Below are 18,735 nucleotides of genomic sequence, written 5' to 3' on the forward strand. Positions count from 1 at the left end.
AGGGATGCATCCCACTGGAATGCATTGAAATACTTGCTCACCTTACCGTAAGGCGTTTATCAGCGGTAGCGTTTTATCGGGCTATTTTGATCCTGTTCAGCCAACCAGGCGAGTTTTTCGCCGATTTTCCCTTCAAGCCCCCGATTGGTCGGTTGATAGTAGCGCGTTTGCGCCATTTCAGGCGGGAAGAACACCTCTCCGGCCGCATAAGCATTGGGTTCGTCATGTGCATAACGATACTCTTTGCCCAGCCCCATCTCTTTCATTAATTTGGTGGGTGCATTGCGCAGGTGCTCAGGCACATCGTAATCCGGGAATTCTCGCGCATCGCGCATGGCCGCCTTGAACGCGGTATAAACCGCATTACTTTTGGGTGCGCAGGCCAGATAAACAATCGCCTGGGCTATGGCACGCTCGCCTTCAGCAGGCCCGACGCGGGTGAAACAGTCCCATGCCGAAATAGCCACCTGCATACCGCGTGGATCGGCGTTGCCCACATCTTCCGAAGCTATCGCCAGTAAACGGCGTGCAACGTACAACGGATCACCCCCGGCCGTGATGATGCGGGCATACCAGTAGAGAGCGGCATCCGGCGCCGAACCGCGCACGGATTTATGCAGCGCCGAAATCAGGTCATAGAAACGATCGCCTTTGTTATCAAACCGCGCCGCCCTTTCTCCTGAGACTTCATTCAGCAACTGTGGCGTCAGCTCACGCTTTCCTTGCGCATTGCTCTCTGCCATATCCGCCATCATTTCCAGCGTATTCAGCGCACGACGCGCATCGCCGTTAACCAACTCAGCAATCATGCGCCGGGTGTTTTCTGGCAGCAGAATGTCGCTATTACCGTACCCTCGCGCACTGTCCTCCATCGCCTGGGTGAGCACCTGTTCAATATCTTCAGTGGTGAGCGATTTCAGCAGATAGACGCGAGCACGCGATAGCAGTGCCGAGTTGAGTTCAAAAGAGGGATTCTCGGTGGTCGCACCGATAAAGGTAATGGTGCCATCTTCAATATGGGGCAGGAATGCATCCTGCTGGCTTTTATTGAAACGATGAACCTCATCCACAAACAGGATGGTACGGCGGCCCAGTTGACGATTCTGCCGGGCGCGCTCGATGGCTTCACGGATCTCTTTCACGCCGGATGTCACGGCAGAAATTCGCTCAACATCCGCCTTGCCATAGTGCGCAATAATCTCTGCCAGCGTTGTTTTCCCTGTTCCTGGCGGCCCCCACAAAATCATTGAGTGCAGATGCCCGGCTTCAATCGCGCGCGGCAGCGGTTTACCCGCCGCCAGCAGATGCTGTTGCCCGATATACTGCTGCAATGTGGCTGGCCGCATACGCGCGGCCAGCGGCTGGAACTCATTTGAAGAGGCGAAATCCAGGGACAGGTTACTCACCACGACCTCACTGACGTTGATCGTCCACCGTTACCCCTTTTGGCGGTGTAAAGGTGAACTTATCTGGGCTAATCGCACCGTTTTTCTGGCTCTTCAGCTGATAATCACTGTGTTGACCATCTTGCTCAATCGCACTGAATTTGTTGATAGTTCCGGATGCAGAGACGTTGATAGTGAATTGCTTCAGGTTGCCATCGCTGCTTTTTGGCGTCAGCTCGAAATTATCACCCTGCTGCTTGATGTTGTACTGCTGCCAGTCGCTCGGCTGATTACGGGCAATCAGCATAAACGGCGTATTGCTGGTGGCGTTCTGCAGCAGGCTAACGCTGGCTTGCTCAACAAACGGATTATAGAACCACAGGTTTTTGCCATCGGAGATAATCACGCTTTCGTCTGGCGCGGTCATATGCCAGTTGAATAAACTTGGGCGTTTAACCCACAGTTCACCTTCACCATCCTGCACATTCGCACCGCTGCCATCTGTCACTTTCTGGCTAAAGCTGGCATGGAAACTGTTCACTTTGTTCAGACGCTGCTGCAAATCGCTCGACGCATCCGCCAATACCGACGAAGAAACAAAACCGGCCAGCAGGCCGCAGGCAATAACGCGTAATTTCATCTGATTCGATTCCTTATTCATGGTTTCCCGACACTTACTGCATTAAACGTAGTTGCCGCTCTGTCTGTTCGACAGAAGAAAAAGCCGAAAGCTCCCAACGATATGGGGATCGTTCTGCAGATAAACAACGGGCCAGTGTTAACTGGCCCAGAAGTAAGTCATGGCGTTCGCTAGATTACATCTCGTGCGGCGGCGGTGATAGCACCTCGCGGTTACCATTATGGCCCGGTTCAGAGACAATACCCTGCGCTTCCATCTGTTCAATGATGCGCGCTGCACGGTTGTAACCAATACGGAACTGACGCTGAACACCGGAGATAGAGGCGCGACGTTTCTCGACCACAAATGAGACCGCCTGATCGAACAGCGGATCAAGCTCTTCATCACCATCAAGACCGCCCGCTGCACTCTCGCTCTCTTCACCCGCGGTAATGCTGTCGATGTATTGCGGACGTCCACGCGCTTTCCAGTCCTGCACCACCGCATGCACTTCCTGATCGCGCACGAAGGCACCGTGGACACGCACCGGCATTGAGGAGTTAGGCGGCATGTAAAGCATGTCACCCATCCCCAGCAATGATTCCGCGCCGCCTTGATCAAGAATGGTACGTGAGTCAATTTTACTGGATACCGTAAAGGCAATGCGCGTTGGGATGTTGGCTTTGATCAAGCCGGTAATTACATCTACCGACGGACGCTGCGTTGCCAACACCAGGTGAATACCCGCCGCACGCGCTTTCTGTGCCAGGCGAGCAATCAACTCTTCAACTTTCTTGCCCACCGCCATCATCAGGTCAGCGAATTCATCCACCAACACCACGATATACGGCAGTTTTTCCAGCACAGGCGGCGTGGTCTCCATACTGTCACCCGGCTTCCAGAACGGATCTGGAATTGGGCGCCCCATGGCAGCAGCCTGCTCAATTTTCTCGTTGTAACCGGCAAGGTTACGCACGCCCAGCGCAGACATCAGCTTGTAGCGGCGTTCCATCTCACCCACACTCCAGCGCAGCGCGTTCGCCGCATCTTTCATGTCGGTGACCACCTCAGTCAGCAAATGCGGAATGCCTTCGTAGACGGAGAGCTCCAGCATTTTCGGGTCGATCATGATAAAGCGCACTTCTTCTGGTGTGGCTTTATACAGCATGCTGATGATCATGGTGTTCACACCAACCGACTTACCGGAACCGGTCGTACCGGCAACCAGCAGGTGCGGCATCTTCGCCAGATCGGCCACCACCGGTTGACCCGAGATATCTTTACCCAGCACCACCGACAGCGGTGACGGGTTATCGCGGAACTTGTCACAATCCAGCACTTCGCGCAGATAGACGGTTTGGCGATGTTTGTTCGGTAATTCCAGGCCAACGTAAGGTTTGCCCGGAATCACTTCAACCACACGCACCGCGACAGCTGAAAGCGAACGAGCCAAATCGCGCGACAGGTTAGAAATACGCGCAGCTTTCACGCCAGGAGCAAGATCCAGCTCAAAGCGGGTGATCACCGGACCTGGTGAAATACCGACGACTTCGGCTTTCACACGATAATCGGCCAGACGCGCTTCAACCAATCGTGCTGTCTGCTCAAGCGCGAACATATCCACCGGCTCTTCTTCCGAAGGCGGAGAGGTCAGCAAATCAAGCGTCGGCAGCGGCGTAGAAGGCTTTTCCAGCGGACGTTCATGACGAACCAGGAACGGATGGAACAGGCTATCTTGCGCAGGGGCGACCGGTTGAGGCGCTTCTGCTGGCGCAGCATAGCTTTCGGTCTCGGATGACGACCATGGGCTATTGTGCTCATTCAGCGATGGCATGGCTTCTGGCTGCGCTGCCGCAGGTTGCTGCCACTGCGCAGGCGCTTCGGATTGTGGTGCGGCAGGTTGTTGCCACTGCGCAGGCGCTTCCGGCTCAGGCGTTGCAGCGATGGTAAACAATGGCTCGCTTGGGCCGTCATCGACCAAATCTTTCATTGGCGAAAAATCAAAGGCTGATGAAGTATCAAGGTTAAATACCGGGCCTTCATTGGTTTCAGATTGCTGATAGCGTTGTTGCTGCTGAGCTGCAAACTGATTGGCCAACTGCGCCTGATGTAAAGCCTCTTCATCTTCTTCGACTTGATGCTGTCCGCTTTCTGCATAACGCTGCTGTTGCTGAGATGCAAACGCTTCGCGCAGGTGTGCTTCCTGCAAGGCGGTATCCTCTTCATGATCCTGTGAGGGCTCATGATAGGTCGCTGTCATTTCAGGCAACGGCTGTTCGGCTTCTTCGCGCGCTTTGTCTTCTGCCATACGCTGTGACGGCAACTTAATGCCGTAAGAAGCCAGTTCACGACGTGTTGGCAGTTTAACTTTGTTCGGACGCGGCAATTCAGGGCCAATACCCTGCTTCACCTGCGGATTGTAATCACGCTCCGGCACCACATCGAAGGCTGGTGTATACGCAGAAGCCGTTTTCGCAGCAGCTGCTCCCACTGCTGCGGCTGCCGCAGTGTTCAGAGAAGCAGATGATTGAGCGGCATCCTGCCAGTTCCCCATGCGTGGCCCTTCATCGTCATCAACGGGTGAAAACGCTGAGGGTGCAGGTTCGCCCGGAACTTCAAAGCGATACAGCGGCGGTGCGGGTTGAATAACCGGTTCAGGCGCAGGCGGTACCGCAACAGGTGCTACTGCCGCTGGCACCACAGGGGTATGAACAACAGGTGCCGCTTCGGCGGGTGCATTGACCACGGGTGACGGCACAACGGGCGCCTGGTGTGCAGCTTCGGCGGTCACGGCAATGGCCGCGGCGGTCGCGGCACTGGCTTTGGCTAGCAGAGGATCATCCGGCAACTGTTCGGCGATAGGCTCAGCCACCTTACGCGGTTTAGCCAGCAGAACGTCATCATCGTCATCATGCGATTGCGCAGCACGCAGTGGAGGCGCAGCATGTTCGGCATGCTCTTCCTCTTCTTCGTACTCCTCTTCTTCCTGCCAGGGTTCGTCATGGCGAGAGCGGTTGCTGGCGAAGGTCAGTACGCCCATCACCACGCTCCCGATTTTTTCGGCGATCGTCAGCCACGACCAGCCCGTGTACAAGGTTATGCCTGCCGCCCAGACGCAGATCAGCGTCAAAGTACCGCCGGCAGAACTAAACCAGGGCGCCATCGCATTACTGACGAGGCTGCCAATTACACCGCCCGAAGCAAAGTACCAGATGTCATCAACGTTCAGCGCGGCTAAACCACAAGTGGTCACCACCAGCGCCAGCACGCCAATCAGGCGTAAGCCCACCGCAAAGTAATCGATGTAATCCTGGCGATCGCGCTGACGGAATGTAATCCAGCACAAACCAATGATGACCGGAGGAATGGCATACGCCATCACGCCGAAAATGAATAAGAGAGTATCCGCCAGCCATGCGCCGACACTACCGCCCAAATTATGGATCGGTTCATGCCAGGCGGTCTGCGACCAGCTTGGATCGGAAGGATTGAAGCTAACCAGCGACACCATCAAATAGATGGCGAACAGGGCCACAAGGATGAGCAACGCTTCCAGCAGCCTGCGTCCACTGCTCAGCGGTTGTAACGAAACGTCTTTATCTTCTGTATATTCCTGGCTCAAGAGAACTCTCCAGGTGCCTGTAAATTAAGAAGGCAACAGCGCCGGGCAAGCCCGACGCTGGTCCTGTATGAATTCACAGGAGTGTACCGAATTCCTGCAAGTTTTGCACCTGCCCTGCATTACCGGGTTTTGATCACCAGACGATTGCTCTGTTTGACCTCTTCCATCACCACGTAAGTACGGGTGTCGTTTACGCCCGGCAGGCGCAGCAAGGTTTCACCCAAAAGCTTACGGTAGGCGGACATGTCCGGTACACGGGTTTTCAACAGGTAGTCAAAGTCACCGGAAACGAGGTGACACTCTTGAGTTTCCTCAAGTTTTTGCACAGCGGCGTTAAATTGTTCAAACACATCTGGCGCACCACGATTCAGAGTAATCTCAACAAATACCAGCAGTGAAGCATCCAGATAATGTGGGTTCAGTTGTGCGGTGTAACCCAAAATGAAGCCCTGACGTTCCAGGCGACGCACACGCTCAAGACACGGCGTAGGTGATAAGCCAACACGTTTTGAAAGCTCAACATTAGAAATACGGCCGTCTTTCTGCAATTCATTCAGAATGTTTCTGTCGATACGGTCCAGATCTTTTCCGGGGCGTTTCTTATTGTCTACCATTATTATTGTCTCTCTTAATTCCTTCCCTTTACCTGCCACACCCTGAAAACGCTCATTGTTCAGGGCCTTACTGAAGTGAAGACGATAAGTCTGTGCAGTAACGCTTCCATCCGTATGACGTATGTTGTCTGTCCACATCATGCGTCATTACCAATGTCAGACTGAGTTTATCCGGCAAAAACGTGCAAAACAGAAATGAAATTCTGTTTTGAACCGCTAAATATTCTCCGCTTCTGATAATGTTTTCGCAAAACAGCAGGCGATTGTCAAAGTAAAACATCCAAATTCAGTACAAGATGCCAGATAGAGTTCTGGGTTGCTGTTTTTAAATGAGAATTTTTATGCTGCTGCACCAGAATTTGCCGAGCATTGCCCCCTTTTGGCGCAATCGACGTGCAGAATTTGCATTCATCGACTACGCCGCTTGCAGCGATTGTTATCAAAATTGCTGAAACCTTTTTTTGCTGCGCTAATTTCCCTACAATCAAAAACTATGTTGTCGCAAAAAAACTGAGGAACGCATGAGTACGGCCAAACACAGTAAGCTGCTCATTTTAGGCTCCGGTCCTGCCGGATATACCGCTGCAGTCTATGCCGCGCGCGCTAACCTGAATCCGGTATTGATTACCGGGCTGGAAAAAGGCGGTCAGCTCACCACGACCACTGAAGTTGAGAACTGGCCAGGCGATCCGAACGATCTGACCGGCCCGGCGTTGATGGAACGTATGCAAGAGCATGCCGAAAAATTCAACACCGAAATTATTTTCGACCATATTCACACGGTTGATTTGCAAAACCGCCCCTTCCGTTTAACGGGTGACAGCGGTGAGTACACCGCTGACGCGCTGATCATCGCGACCGGTGCATCCGCACGTTATCTGGGTCTACCTTCGGAGGAGGCGTTCAAAGGCAAAGGTGTTTCCGCCTGTGCGACCTGCGACGGTTTCTTTTATCGTAATCAAGAAGTCGCGGTGATTGGTGGCGGTAATACCGCGGTGGAAGAGGCCCTTTACCTGGCAAATATCGCGGCGAAAGTCCATTTGATTCACCGTCGTGATAGCTTCCGTGCCGAAAAAATCCTGATCGATCGTCTGATGGATAAAGTACGCAACGGCAACATCGTACTGCACACCGATCGCACACTGGAAGAAGTGGTCGGCGATCAGATGGGTGTCACCGGTGTGAAACTGCTTTCCACCAAAGGTGAAGAGCCAGAAACGCTGGATGTTGCCGGGCTGTTTGTGGCGATTGGCCATAGCCCGAATACCGCCATTTTCGACGGCCAGCTGGCGCTGGAAAACGGCTATATCAAAGTGCAGTCCGGTCTGCAGGGCAATGCGACCCAGACCAGCATTCCTGGCGTCTTTGCAGCGGGTGATGTGATGGACCATATTTATCGCCAGGCGATCACCTCTGCCGGTACCGGCTGTATGGCTGCGCTGGATGCAGAACGCTACCTTGATGGGCTTGTTAAAACCGATCTGTAACTTGTTAATAAGCTGATCATAATTGCAAAGAGGCGACCTGTTTTGGTCGCCTTTTTTATTGCCTGCATGCTAAAGTTCATGCGCTTAATATTTCCGGATACTTTATCCGGTTTTGCCTCTCTCCATCAGTGATCAAACGGCTTCGCATGGAAAAATCACGGCAGCAACATCTTCTTCGCTGGCTCCGTCAGCAACGTCTCCACGGCGCAAGCAGTTTACGTGCCGCATCGCTATTCGGTTTTGCCGGTGCACTGGTGATTATTGCTCAAGCCTGGTTGCTGGCCTCGCTGCTGCAGAATCTTATCGTCGCCCAACAACCGCGCGGTGCCCTGCTGACTGATTTCATCCTGCTGCTGTTCTGCTTTGCTCTTCGCGCGGGTCTGCACTATGCACGGGAAATGGCCGGTTACCGTGCTGGCGTTGCCATCCGTCGCGCTCTGCGCAAGCAGGTACTGGATAAGCTAAATGATTTAGGTCCTGCCTGGGTTCAGGGCAAACCGGCGGGAAGCTGGGCAACACTGCTGCTTGAGCAAATTGAAGAGATGCAAGAATATTACGCGCGATATCTGCCACAGATGTCTCTGGCCGTTTTTATTCCCTTCGCCATCCTGATAGCCATCTTCCCGATTAACTGGGCGGCCGGATTGATCCTGCTCGCGACCGCACCGCTGATTCCGATTTTCATGGCGATGGTTGGCATGGGTGCCGCCGATGCAAACCGTCGAAACTTCCTCGCGCTAGCGCGTCTGAGCGGCGATTTTTATGACCGCCTGCGCGGGCGTGAAACGTTGCGCCTGTTCCACAGGGCTGCCGCTGAGCAGCAGGCGATTGCTGAAAGCACCACGGATTTTCGTCAGCGCACCATGGAAGTGCTGCGCCTTGCTTTTCTCTCTTCCGCGGTGCTGGAATTCTTTGCCTCACTGGCGATTGCCGTGGTCGCGGTTTATTTCGGCTTCTCCTATCTTGGCGAACTTAATTTTGGCCATTATGGTACTGGCGTGACCTTGTTTGCCGGATTCCTGGCACTGATATTGGCGCCTGAGTTTTTCCAGCCGCTGCGCGATCTGGGTACTTTCTACCACGCTAAAGCGCAAGCCGTTGGGGGCGCCGATGCACTGGATCGTTTTCTTAGCGAAAGTCCGGAAATCCCAGCATCAGCCTCCAGCCTGTCAGTCGCTTTCGATACCCCTTTAAGCCTTGAAGCACAGAATTTGGTGGTGATGACAGCCAAAGGTGAAGCGCTATCACAGCCGCTGAATTTTACGCTTGAGGCGAATAAACGCGTGGCGCTGGTGGGTCAAAGTGGCGCAGGAAAATCAGCACTGATGAATGTGTTGCTCGGCTTTCTACCCTATCAAGGATCGCTGTGCGTCAATGGGCATGAACTGCGGGATATTAGCCGTGATAGCTGGCAGCAGCATCTGGCTTGGGTGGGGCAAAATCCACATTTGCCCGCGACCACGCTGCGCGAAAACCTGTCTCTCAACAGCAGCATGGATGAAGCAACGCTGCGCAGCGTTTTACAACAGGCGGGCGTAGATGAGTTTCTGTCCCGTTTGCCGCAAGGCCTCGACACACCCATTGGCGATGGCGGAATGGGCCTTTCTGTTGGCCAGGCGCAACGCGTCGCCGTTGCGCGTGCACTGTTGAAACCGGCACAACTCCTGCTGCTGGACGAGCCTGGTTCAGGCCTTGATAGCCAAAGTGAACAGCATGTGTTGCGCGCATTAAACCAGGCAGCCACACAGCAAACCACCCTCATGATCACCCACCAACTTCACGATCTTGCCAGTTGGGATGAAGTTTGGGTGATGCAATCCGGGCAACTGGTGCAGCAGGGGCAGTGGCAACAACTGATTGCTCAGGACGGGCCGTTGCGTGCCATGGTGCAGCATCGCCAGCAGGAGATTGTCTGATGAATCCACTATTGCCGTTTCTGCGCCTGTTTCGTCGTCATCCGTGGCGTTTAAGTCTGGGTATCATCTTAGCTATTGCGACTTTGCTCGCCAGTATCGGCTTGCTCACCCTATCTGGTTGGTTCCTCGCCGCCTCATCGCTGGCTGGCGTGGCTGGCCTGTACAGTTTCAACTATATGTTGCCCGCAGCAGGGGTGCGTGGAGCGGCAATCACTCGCACTGCGTCGCGTTACTTCGAGCGTTTAGTCAGTCACGATGCCACTTTCAGAGTGTTGCAGCATTTGCGTGTGTTCACCTTTAGCAAACTGATCGCGCTGGCCCCCGAACAACTGGCCTGTTTCAGACAGGGCGAACTGCTTAACCGCTTTGTCAGTGATGTCGATACGTTAGACCATCTCTATCTGCGCGTCATTTCACCGCTGGTCGGCGCGGCGGTAGTGATAGTGGTGGTCACTTGCGGTCTGGCGATATTGGATGTGCCACTGGCGCTGCTGTTGGGCGGAATGATGCTGCTGACGCTTTTGCTCATGCCGCCGCTGTTCTGGCGATTAGGCACCTCAGCCGGGCATCGCATCGCCCAGCACCAAGCCAGTTGGCGTTTGCAACTGACGCAGTGGGTAACCGGACTGGCTGAACTGCAAATTTATGGTGCTGCGGTCTTATGGCGTAAAAAACTGGATGCCGAAGAGATGCGCTGGCAGCAGGCTCAGCAGCATCAGCATCGCCTGCAAGCGCTGGCGCAAAGCCTGTTATTGTTAATCAGCGGCTCGACCGTCGTCTTGCTGCTGTGGATCTCCGCAGCGGGCGTAGGCGGCGATAGCGCACCTGGCGCATTCATCGCGCTTTTCGTGTTCTGCGGCCTGGCGGCATTTGAAGCGCTGGCACCGGTAGCAGGCGCATTTTTGCCGCTTTCGCAGGTCAGTGGCGCGGCACAGCGCGTACAGGAAATCATTGAGCAAACGCCTCTGATTCGTTTTCCCTCCTCGACCGTGTCCTCTGATTCGGGTATCAGCCTGACGCTGGAAAAGATCACTTTCAGCTATCCGCAGCGACCGGAGCCGGTACTCAGGCACTTCTCGCTTTCACTAAGAACCGGTGAGCATCTGGCACTGCTCGGCCCCACCGGCTGCGGCAAATCCAGTTTGCTGGCACTGATCACGCGTGGCTGGCAGGCGCAGCAGGGCGACATTCGACTGAATAATATTCCTCTTGCCGAGTGGGACGAAAAAAGTCTGCGTCAACGTATCAGCGTGATCACGCAACGCGTACATCTGTTTAGTCAGACGTTACGCGATAATTTGCTGCTGGCACACCCTGCCGCCAGTGATGCACAACTCAATGCAGTACTGCATCAGGTTGGACTCACCCATTTGGCGGAACATGATGAAGGGCTCAACGCGTGGATGGGCGAAGGTGGCCGCCCGCTGTCGGGAGGCGAACTGCGTCGCCTGGCCATTGCGCGCGCCCTGTTGCACAACGGCGATCTGTGGTTGCTTGATGAATCCACCGAAGGCCTGGATGCCACCACCGAACAGCAGATACTGACGCTGTTGCGTCAGGTCAGTCAGGGTAAGACGGTGATCATGGTGACCCATCGCCTCAGTGGCCTGGCAACAATGGATCGTATCTGTGTGATGGATCAGGGGCAGATTATTGAGTCGGGCACGCATGACGAATTAATCTCAAAAGCAGGACGCTATTGGCGTTTCCACCAGCGCTTTGCGCTATAGTCTTAGCGAGCAGCCCGAAGGGTAATTGACGCAATGAGACTGGTACAACTTTCACGGGATTCATTAAATTTTCCTCCGCCGGAGATGGCGCTGCGCGAGCCGAATGGATTATTGGCGATGGGCGGCGACCTCTCCCCTGCCCGACTGATGAACGCCTATCAGCGCGGCATTTTCCCCTGGTTTTCACCCGGCGATCCGATTCTATGGTGGTCGCCCGATCCGCGTGCCGTGATGCTTCCGGAATCTTTTCATCTCAGCCGCAGCATGGCGCGTTTTCACCGCCGTTCACCTTTTCGCGTCACCATGAATCATGCCTTCCCGCAGGTACTGGAAGGCTGTGCCAGCGGCAGACAAGAAGGCACCTGGATCACCTTTGAAGTGAAACGTGCGTGGCTACGCTTGTATGAACTGGGTCACGCGCATTCGATTGAAGTCTGGAGTGATAATCGACTGGTGGGCGGCATGTATGGCCTGGCACTTGGGCAGATATTTTGTGGTGAGTCGATGTTCAGCCGCCAGGAAAATGCCTCAAAAACCGCGCTATGGGTTTTCTCTCAGCATTTCCTCGCTCATCAGGGACGCTTGATTGATTGCCAGGTGCTTAACCCGCATACGGCTTCGTTGGGCGCCGTTGAAATCCCGCGTGTCGATTATTTACAGTACGTGCAAACACTGGCGTGGCAGCCTGTTTTAAGCGGTTGCTGGCAAACACAAACCCTTTTTTGACCCAGCTCGCAGATGTTTTGCACACAATTCCCGACAAAAGTGATACAATAAGCGAGTTTGGTATGTCGTCCGCGCTTCGCTGTGGCGAGCCGGAATTGCCAGGTTGGGAATCTCATCCATTTCCCGAAGCTGTTGCTGTTGTGCACTTGATGCTGATTGCGACAACTTCTTAGCCCGCTAATCCCCCGCAGACGTCAATAAAAACACCCGAATTTTTCCGTAATGCACGCGCAATGGCGCGACGCACGGCGAAGCGTTGGCAAAATCGCCAACGGTTCTTTACATAAATCATGGAATTCGGCATTATCTTGCCGGTTCAACAGTTTGGTAGTTCACCCCAGAGGATTCGATGGCCAAAGAAGACAATATTGAAATGCAGGGTACCGTACTGGATACGTTACCTAACACCATGTTCCGCGTAGAACTTGAAAACGGGCACGTGGTTACCGCTCATATCTCCGGTAAAATGCGCAAAAACTACATCCGCATCCTGACGGGCGACAAAGTGACTGTCGAGTTGACCCCGTACGACCTGAGCAAAGGCCGCATTGTCTTCCGTAGTCGCTAAGTTGTTGTCCACATCTCGCGTTTGTGGCAATTAACTGAGCGCGAAAAAAAAGGCCGGATTTTCATCCGGCCTTTTCTTATCTGCGACTCAGCACATCAGTGCACAGTCCCTTCGGTTTTGCGTTTTTCCGCACTCAGGAAATGGTAGGTCAACTGGTTTTTTTCTTTATCCAGCGCCACCGAGACTGAACCGCCATCCACTAATGAACCAAACAGCAGTTCGTTAGCCAGTGGTTTCTTCAGATTCTCCTGCACCGCACGTGCCATTGGACGGGCACCCATCGCTTTGTCATAACCCTTATCCGCCAGCCAGTCACGAGCATCATCACTGACTTCCAGCGAGACGCCTTTTGCATCCAGTTGCGCTTGCAACTCGACGATGAACTTATCCACTACCTGATGGATCACCGCGGTATCCAGATGACGGAACCAGATAATGTTATCCAGACGGTTGCGGAACTCTGGCGTAAAGATCTTTTTGATCTCTTCCATCGCGTCGGTACTGTTGTCCTGCTGAATCAAGCCAATCGACTTACGTTCAGTTTCGCGAACACCGGCGTTGGTGGTCATCACCAGCACCACATTGCGGAAGTCCGCTTTGCGGCCGTTGTTATCGGTCAGCATGCCGTTATCCATCACCTGCAGCAGCAGGTTAAAGACATCCGGGTGCGCTTTCTCGATTTCATCCAGCAGCACCACCGCATGTGGATGCTTAATCACCGCATCGGTGAGCAAACCACCCTGATCGAAACCAACATATCCCGGAGGTGCACCGATCAAACGGCTCACGGTGTGGCGCTCCATATACTCAGACATATCGAAACGCAGCAGCTCAATCCCAAGGGCTTTCGCCAGCTGAACCGTCACCTCGGTTTTACCGACGCCGGTTGGACCAGCAAACAGGAATGACCCCACCGGTTTACGATCCTGACCGAGACCAGCACGGCTCATCTTGATGGCTTCAGTCAGTGCTTCAATCGCGTTATCCTGGCCAAACACCAGCATTTTCAGACGATCGCCGAGATTTTTCAGCGTGTCGCGATCGGTGGCTGACACACTTTGCTCTGGGATACGCGCAATACGTGCCACCACAGATTCTATATCAGACACATTGACCGTTTTCTTACGCTTACTCACCGGCACCAGGCGCGCACGCGCACCGGCTTCATCGATCACGTCAATCGCCTTATCCGGCAGATGACGATCGTTGATGTATTTCACCGCCAGTTCCACGGCTGCACGCACCGCCTTCGCGGTATAACGCACATCATGGTGAGCTTCATACTTCGGTTTCAGGCCGTTAAGAATCTGCACGGTTTCTTCGACAGAAGGTTCAGTAATGTCGATCTTCTGGAAACGACGCGCCAGCGCACGGTCCTTCTCAAAGATGTTGCTGAACTCCTGATAGGTGGTTGAACCCATCACGCGGATTTTCCCGCTGGAGAGCAACGGTTTGATCAGGTTAGCGGCATCCACCTGGCCACCGGAAGCGGCACCCGCACCGATAATGGTGTGAATTTCATCAATAAACAGGATGCTACTGGTGTCTTGTTCCAGCTGTTTTAGCAGCGCTTTGAAACGTTTTTCAAAATCACCACGGTACTTGGTACCCGCAAGCAGCGAACCGATATCCAGCGAGTAGATGGTGCAATCTTTCATCACTTCCGGAACATCGCCCTGCACAATGCGCCAGGCCAGCCCTTCCGCAATGGCGGTTTTACCCACGCCAGATTCACCCACCAGCAGCGGGTTATTCTTACGTCGACGGCACAATACCTGAATGGCACGCTCCAGCTCTTTATCGCGGCCGATCAGCGGATCGATTCCGCCGACACGAGCAAGCTGATTAAGATTGGTGGTGAAGTTTTCCATACGTTCCTCCCCGCCTGCTTGCTCTTCGTTAACCGGATTCTCCGCATTGTTTTGCGGCTGGCCCGGCTCATCTTTACGCGTACCATGGGAGATGAAGTTCACCACATCGAGGCGGCTGACTTCGTGTTTGCGCAGCAGGTAAGCCGCTTGTGACTCCTGCTCGCTGAAAATGGCGACCAGCACGTTCGCGCCTGCAACTTCGCTGCGACCGGATGACTGGACATGGAATACCGCACGTTGCAACACGCGCTGGAAGCTGAGCGTCGGTTGTGTATCGCGCTCCTCTTCACTGGCTGGCAGCACCGGTGTGGTTTGTTCGATGAAGGCTTCGAGTTCCTGTCGCAGAGCCACGATATCCACCGTACAGGCTTCCAGTGCCTCTCTGGCCGACGGGTTACTGAGCAATGCCAGCAACAGATGCTCGACGGTCATAAATTCATGACGGTGCTCGCGCGCTCTGGCGAAAGCCATGTTTAAACTGAGTTCCAGTTCTTGATTGAGCATTTGGCACCTCCCCCAATTATCGCTCTGACGACCTTTCCCCTATATGGAGACGGGCTCAGGCTTTTTCCAGCGTACACAGCAACGGATGTTCATTCTCTCGTGCGTAATTGTTCACCTGGGCGACTTTGGTTTCCGCCACTTCTGCAGTGAATACACCACAAATCGCCTTTCCGTGGTAGTGAACTTTCAACATCAGTTGCGTTGCACGTTCAACATCATAAGAAAAGAACTTTTGCAGAACGTCAATAACAAATTCCATAGGTGTATAATCGTCATTATTCAGAATGACTTTATACATCGAAGGCGGCTTTAACCCTTCGCGTACTTTATCTTCGGCTAAATGTTCAAAATTAAGCCAGTCGTTTGTGTTTGCCATAATGTTCCGTCGAAATTCTGCGTTACGATTGCGCGCATTTCTGCGCCCATTCCTAAGTTTAACATGTCTGTCAAGCCACCTTTCCCTTAAGAAAAAACGGTCCTAAAAGCCCATGCGCGACCTGTATCACAAAATTTGCAATAGCGTTAACTGCCTCAAATTTTGATGAATTTCTCCCCGTGCGCCAGGGCCGTTTGCTTGACGATAAGGACCGTTTCTCTACATTCTACTTACACAAGCTGATTGAGTTTTAAACAAACTCGACTCACAGCTTCAATGACCTCACCTACTGTTCAAAATGTCTTGCGAGGGAAGTAAAAGCATGGAGACGGGTACTGTTAAATGGTTCAACAACGCCAAGGGCTTCGGCTTTATCTGTCCGATTGGCGGCGGCGACGATATCTTCGCACACTACTCCACGATTCAGATGGAGGGATACAGAACGCTGAAGGCCGGCCAGCAGGTTCAGTTCGATGTCCATGAAGGGCCAAAAGGCAATCACGCCAGCTTGATTGTGCCCTGTGAAGTCACGCAAGTCGCCTGACGCGCGCCTCTTCATTCATTCTGACCACTCCCGAAAAAAAATGCCAGCCGCAGACGCTGGCATTTTTCTTTTGCGAATTTTCCCGCACTTCAATCCGCCCGTCCGCGTGCTAACCACATCACGCGAGCAAACAACTGATCCAGCAAGGCGGGAATCGCCTGCGGCCCACGCTCTGCCGCCGCCATGGCTACCGCAATCGCCAGCTCGGGTTTCGAGCTGTGATGAATCGCTTTGGTAATAATACGCCGCGCATTCATCGGCACGTTTAACGGCAGGTGCGCCATGTCGTGATAAACATCGCTGAACCCCTGCTTATAGAGAAAGTGTTCTATATCCGGGGCCGGGAACTGCGTCAGATGATCGTCTTGCCGTTCATGCTCCTGCAGTTGGCTCCGGGCGCTGGCTGCATACTTATTGCCCGCTTCATCGCCATCCGTTAACACATGCCAGGCGATGCCCATGCGTCTGGCAAACTTCAACAGCGGCTTTAGACCAGACTGCGCAAATTCGATGACTTTGACCCCTTCGGCCGCAAAATGGTAGCCGCGCTGCCGTGCCAGTTCATTGATGATCCACACTTCCGTTTCTCCCTCCACCAGTAACCAGCAGCGGGCAAAGAGTGCCGAGGGGCGATTCACGCGGATATGAAATCCAATACGGCGGCTCTCCTCTGCGCTCAATCCTTCAGGACCAATCCGCCATGCCGCAACGCGTGTAGGTTCACGCACCAGGCGACAAATATTCTCCAACGGCACCTGAGATAACAGCTCCCCCGAATTGGTGGTGGTGATTTTTTGCAGCGGCATTAAATCCAGCAGGTTCCACGCCACTGACAGCATAATCGGATGCAGTCGCGTTTCCGGATCCTCCACCAGCAGCAATGGGTGAGCGCCCGGCGGCAGCGCTTCATTGCCGTGCGCCTGAATCAGTAAAGAGAACATGCGCAATAAAATGACCTGGCGACTGCGTGATTCCGTTCCGGCAATCAGGTGGTTAAGCTTGTCGAGTGAGCGCCAGCCTTGCGAACCGTCGCGCAATTCAGGTGCGACACGCGCCGCGCTGACCCCCGGTTGCTGCACAAGGAAGTAGTGCTCCAGCAATTGCTGCATGGTGTGCAAGCCCTGACGCAGTAAATCGTCACTTAAATTCTGTGGCTGCACGACCAAATCCCGGGTTAATTTCTCGACTTCCTGTGACAATTCACTCAGCGTCGTGGCCCGGCGATCCGCATCGGTGCTGCTGTGTCGTCCACGGCGGCCAAAGCGCGCATCGCGCAGTCTGAGCACTGGATAGAAGGCACGCAGATGCGCCAGCGCCGCCTCAGTGCCTTCCATCGCCAGCACATCGCCATTTTGGTCGATGAAGCGCCAGGTGGTTTTCACGCCATGTTCATTGCGGCGCGCACGGGTGCTGAAGCGGATAAAGCGCCCGTTTTCATCACGCTGCCAGAAAGGCTGGAACACCGCTTCGTCATCGCCCGCTTGTGCACGAAAGCGAAACACCAGTTGCAGCTGACGCAGACGGGCTTCCAGATCGCCCGGTGGGAAGTGAAAATCATGTTCGGTAAATTGATAAGGTTCAGCCGCAGGCGCCAGTAATAGTGTCAGCGCATCCAGCAGGCTGGATTTACCCCAGGCATTTTCACCAATCAGCAGATTGGTATCAGTGAGTGGCAACGACAGCCGATTGATGCCACGAAAACCGCGAATATCGATATGTTCCAGAAACATCATGCCATCCCTTGAGTGCTTTGCCTGAGCATGGTTCGCCTCGTTAAGTTGGTCAAGTTAATGCATGGGTAAAAGGTTTACACTTCAACTCTTTTCCGATAGCTTGCGGCCCTCTCCCACGGATGGAAACGCTCTATGTATGGCTTAATCATCATTCTGTTGCCACTGATTGCTGGCTATTTACTGCATGTGACCCGTGCCAATCTGCTGCGTGGCGTCGCCCGCCTGTTGAGCGCTCTGGTGTACATCATCCTGTTTTTTATGGGCACCAGCCTCGCTTTCCTTGATAACCTCAGCAGTAATCTGCTCACCATTTTTCATACCGCGTTGATCAGTATGCTGTGCATTCTCGCTTGTTCCCTGATGGCTTTCTGGCTATTGGAGAAGCGCGTGCCGTGGCATCACCCGCACAAGCAGCAAGCCCTGCCTTCCCGTCTGCACATGGCGCTGGAATCCCTCAAGCTGTGTGGCTCGGTACTGGGCGGATTCCTGTTGGGATTAAGCCAGTGGTCAATTCTGCGCCACGCATCAACCATCAGTGAATATGCCCTGATGCTGATGTTGTTCCTGGTCGGCATTCAACTGCGCAGCAGCGGCATGACCTTGCGTCAAATCACGCTCAATCGTCGCGGCATGCTGGTGGCGGCGGTGTCGCTGTGCAGCGCCTTAATTGGTGGGATGCTGGCCGCATTATGGCTCGATTTGCCAATCAAAACCGGCCTGGCGCTTGCCAGCGGCTTCGGCTGGTACTCGCTTTCCGGCATTCTCATGACGGAATCGTTTGGGCCGGTGATTGGCAGTGCCGCTTTCTTTAACGATCTGCTGCGTGAACTGATCACCATTATGCTGATCCCGCTGTTGATCAGCCGTCAGCGCAGTATGACACTGGGTTTGAGTGGCGCCACCTCAATGGATTTCACCCTGCCGATTCTGCAACGCACCGGCGGCATGGAAATTGTCCCGGCCGCGATCGTGCACGGTTTTATCATGAGTTTACTGGCCCCGATTCTTATCGCGCTGTTTTCCACCTGAGCACCGAGCGC

The 18,735-nt window shown here is 53.9% G+C and carries 14 protein-coding genes; 7 read left to right on the top strand and 7 right to left on the bottom strand.

Annotated features, from left to right (window positions below; genetic code table 11):
• Positions 1-59: 59 nt before the first annotated feature.
• The 4 genes from ACCW76_RS12085 to lrp all read right to left on the bottom strand — a co-directional run bounded on the left by ACCW76_RS12085 (position 60) and on the right by lrp (position 6,240).
• Entirely contained in the window at positions 60-1,406 is a 1,347-nt protein-coding gene (locus ACCW76_RS12085; protein ID WP_436338641.1) for a replication-associated recombination protein A, read from the bottom strand.
• A 7-nt stretch (positions 1,407-1,413) separates the two neighbouring features.
• Complete coding sequence (gene lolA / locus ACCW76_RS12090; RefSeq protein ID WP_034820613.1) at positions 1,414-2,025, bottom strand: outer membrane lipoprotein chaperone LolA; 612 nt, start codon at positions 2,023-2,025, stop codon at positions 1,414-1,416.
• 175 nt (positions 2,026-2,200) lie between these two features.
• Complete coding sequence (locus ACCW76_RS12095) at positions 2,201-5,626, bottom strand: DNA translocase FtsK 4TM domain-containing protein (RefSeq protein ID WP_436338642.1); 3,426 nt, start codon at positions 5,624-5,626, stop codon at positions 2,201-2,203.
• A gap of 119 nt (positions 5,627-5,745) precedes the next feature.
• Entirely contained in the window at positions 5,746-6,240 is a 495-nt protein-coding gene (gene lrp, locus ACCW76_RS12100; protein WP_006118610.1) for a leucine-responsive transcriptional regulator Lrp, read from the bottom strand.
• Positions 6,241-6,761: 521 nt separating this feature from the next.
• On the opposite strand from lrp, the gene trxB reads away from it, so the two are divergent.
• The 5 genes from trxB to infA all read left to right on the top strand — a co-directional run bounded on the left by trxB (position 6,762) and on the right by infA (position 12,667).
• The gene (trxB, locus tag ACCW76_RS12105; protein ID WP_045834092.1) at positions 6,762-7,727 is read left to right on the top strand and encodes a thioredoxin-disulfide reductase; all 966 of its coding nucleotides are present in this window, start codon (positions 6,762-6,764) and stop codon (positions 7,725-7,727) included.
• A gap of 146 nt (positions 7,728-7,873) precedes the next feature.
• Positions 7,874-9,643, top strand: coding sequence for a heme ABC transporter permease/ATP-binding protein CydD (gene cydD / locus ACCW76_RS12110; RefSeq protein WP_436338643.1), 1,770 nt, complete (start codon positions 7,874-7,876; stop codon positions 9,641-9,643).
• Entirely contained in the window at positions 9,643-11,373 is a 1,731-nt protein-coding gene (gene cydC, locus ACCW76_RS12115; RefSeq protein ID WP_436338644.1) for a heme ABC transporter ATP-binding protein/permease CydC, read from the top strand. Before cydD ends, cydC begins: the two co-directional genes overlap by 1 nt.
• 33 nt (positions 11,374-11,406) lie before the next feature.
• The gene (gene aat, locus ACCW76_RS12120) at positions 11,407-12,099 is read left to right on the top strand and encodes a leucyl/phenylalanyl-tRNA--protein transferase (RefSeq protein WP_034820657.1); all 693 of its coding nucleotides are present in this window, start codon (positions 11,407-11,409) and stop codon (positions 12,097-12,099) included.
• Positions 12,100-12,448: 349 nt separating this feature from the next.
• Entirely contained in the window at positions 12,449-12,667 is a 219-nt protein-coding gene (gene infA / locus ACCW76_RS12125; protein ID WP_002211347.1) for a translation initiation factor IF-1, read from the top strand.
• A 95-nt stretch (positions 12,668-12,762) separates the two neighbouring features.
• On the opposite strand, the gene clpA is transcribed toward infA, so the two are convergent.
• The gene (gene clpA / locus ACCW76_RS12130; RefSeq protein ID WP_034820660.1) at positions 12,763-15,042 is read right to left on the bottom strand and encodes an ATP-dependent Clp protease ATP-binding subunit ClpA; all 2,280 of its coding nucleotides are present in this window, start codon (positions 15,040-15,042) and stop codon (positions 12,763-12,765) included.
• 55 nt (positions 15,043-15,097) lie between these two features.
• Positions 15,098-15,418, bottom strand: a complete 321-nt coding sequence (gene clpS, locus ACCW76_RS12135; protein ID WP_034820663.1) for an ATP-dependent Clp protease adapter ClpS — start codon at positions 15,416-15,418, stop codon at positions 15,098-15,100.
• 322 nt (positions 15,419-15,740) lie between these two features.
• On the opposite strand from clpS, the gene cspD reads away from it, so the two are divergent.
• Complete coding sequence (cspD, locus tag ACCW76_RS12140) at positions 15,741-15,962, top strand: cold shock-like protein CspD (RefSeq protein ID WP_038647847.1); 222 nt, start codon at positions 15,741-15,743, stop codon at positions 15,960-15,962.
• Between the two features lie 89 nt (positions 15,963-16,051).
• On the opposite strand, the gene ACCW76_RS12145 is transcribed toward cspD, so the two are convergent.
• Positions 16,052-17,692, bottom strand: coding sequence for an ATP-dependent nuclease (locus ACCW76_RS12145; RefSeq protein ID WP_045816283.1), 1,641 nt, complete (start codon positions 17,690-17,692; stop codon positions 16,052-16,054).
• 135 nt (positions 17,693-17,827) lie between these two features.
• On the opposite strand from ACCW76_RS12145, the gene ACCW76_RS12150 reads away from it, so the two are divergent.
• Positions 17,828-18,724 carry a lysine exporter LysO family protein gene (locus tag ACCW76_RS12150; protein WP_436338645.1) on the top strand — a complete coding sequence of 299 codons (897 nt, stop codon included), beginning with the start codon at positions 17,828-17,830 and terminating at the stop codon, positions 18,722-18,724.
• Positions 18,725-18,735: the final 11 nt, after the last annotated feature.

It is taken from the genome of Pantoea sp. C8B4 (assembly GCF_051336905.1).
Classification (GTDB): domain Bacteria; phylum Pseudomonadota; class Gammaproteobacteria; order Enterobacterales; family Enterobacteriaceae; genus Pantoea; species Pantoea rwandensis_B.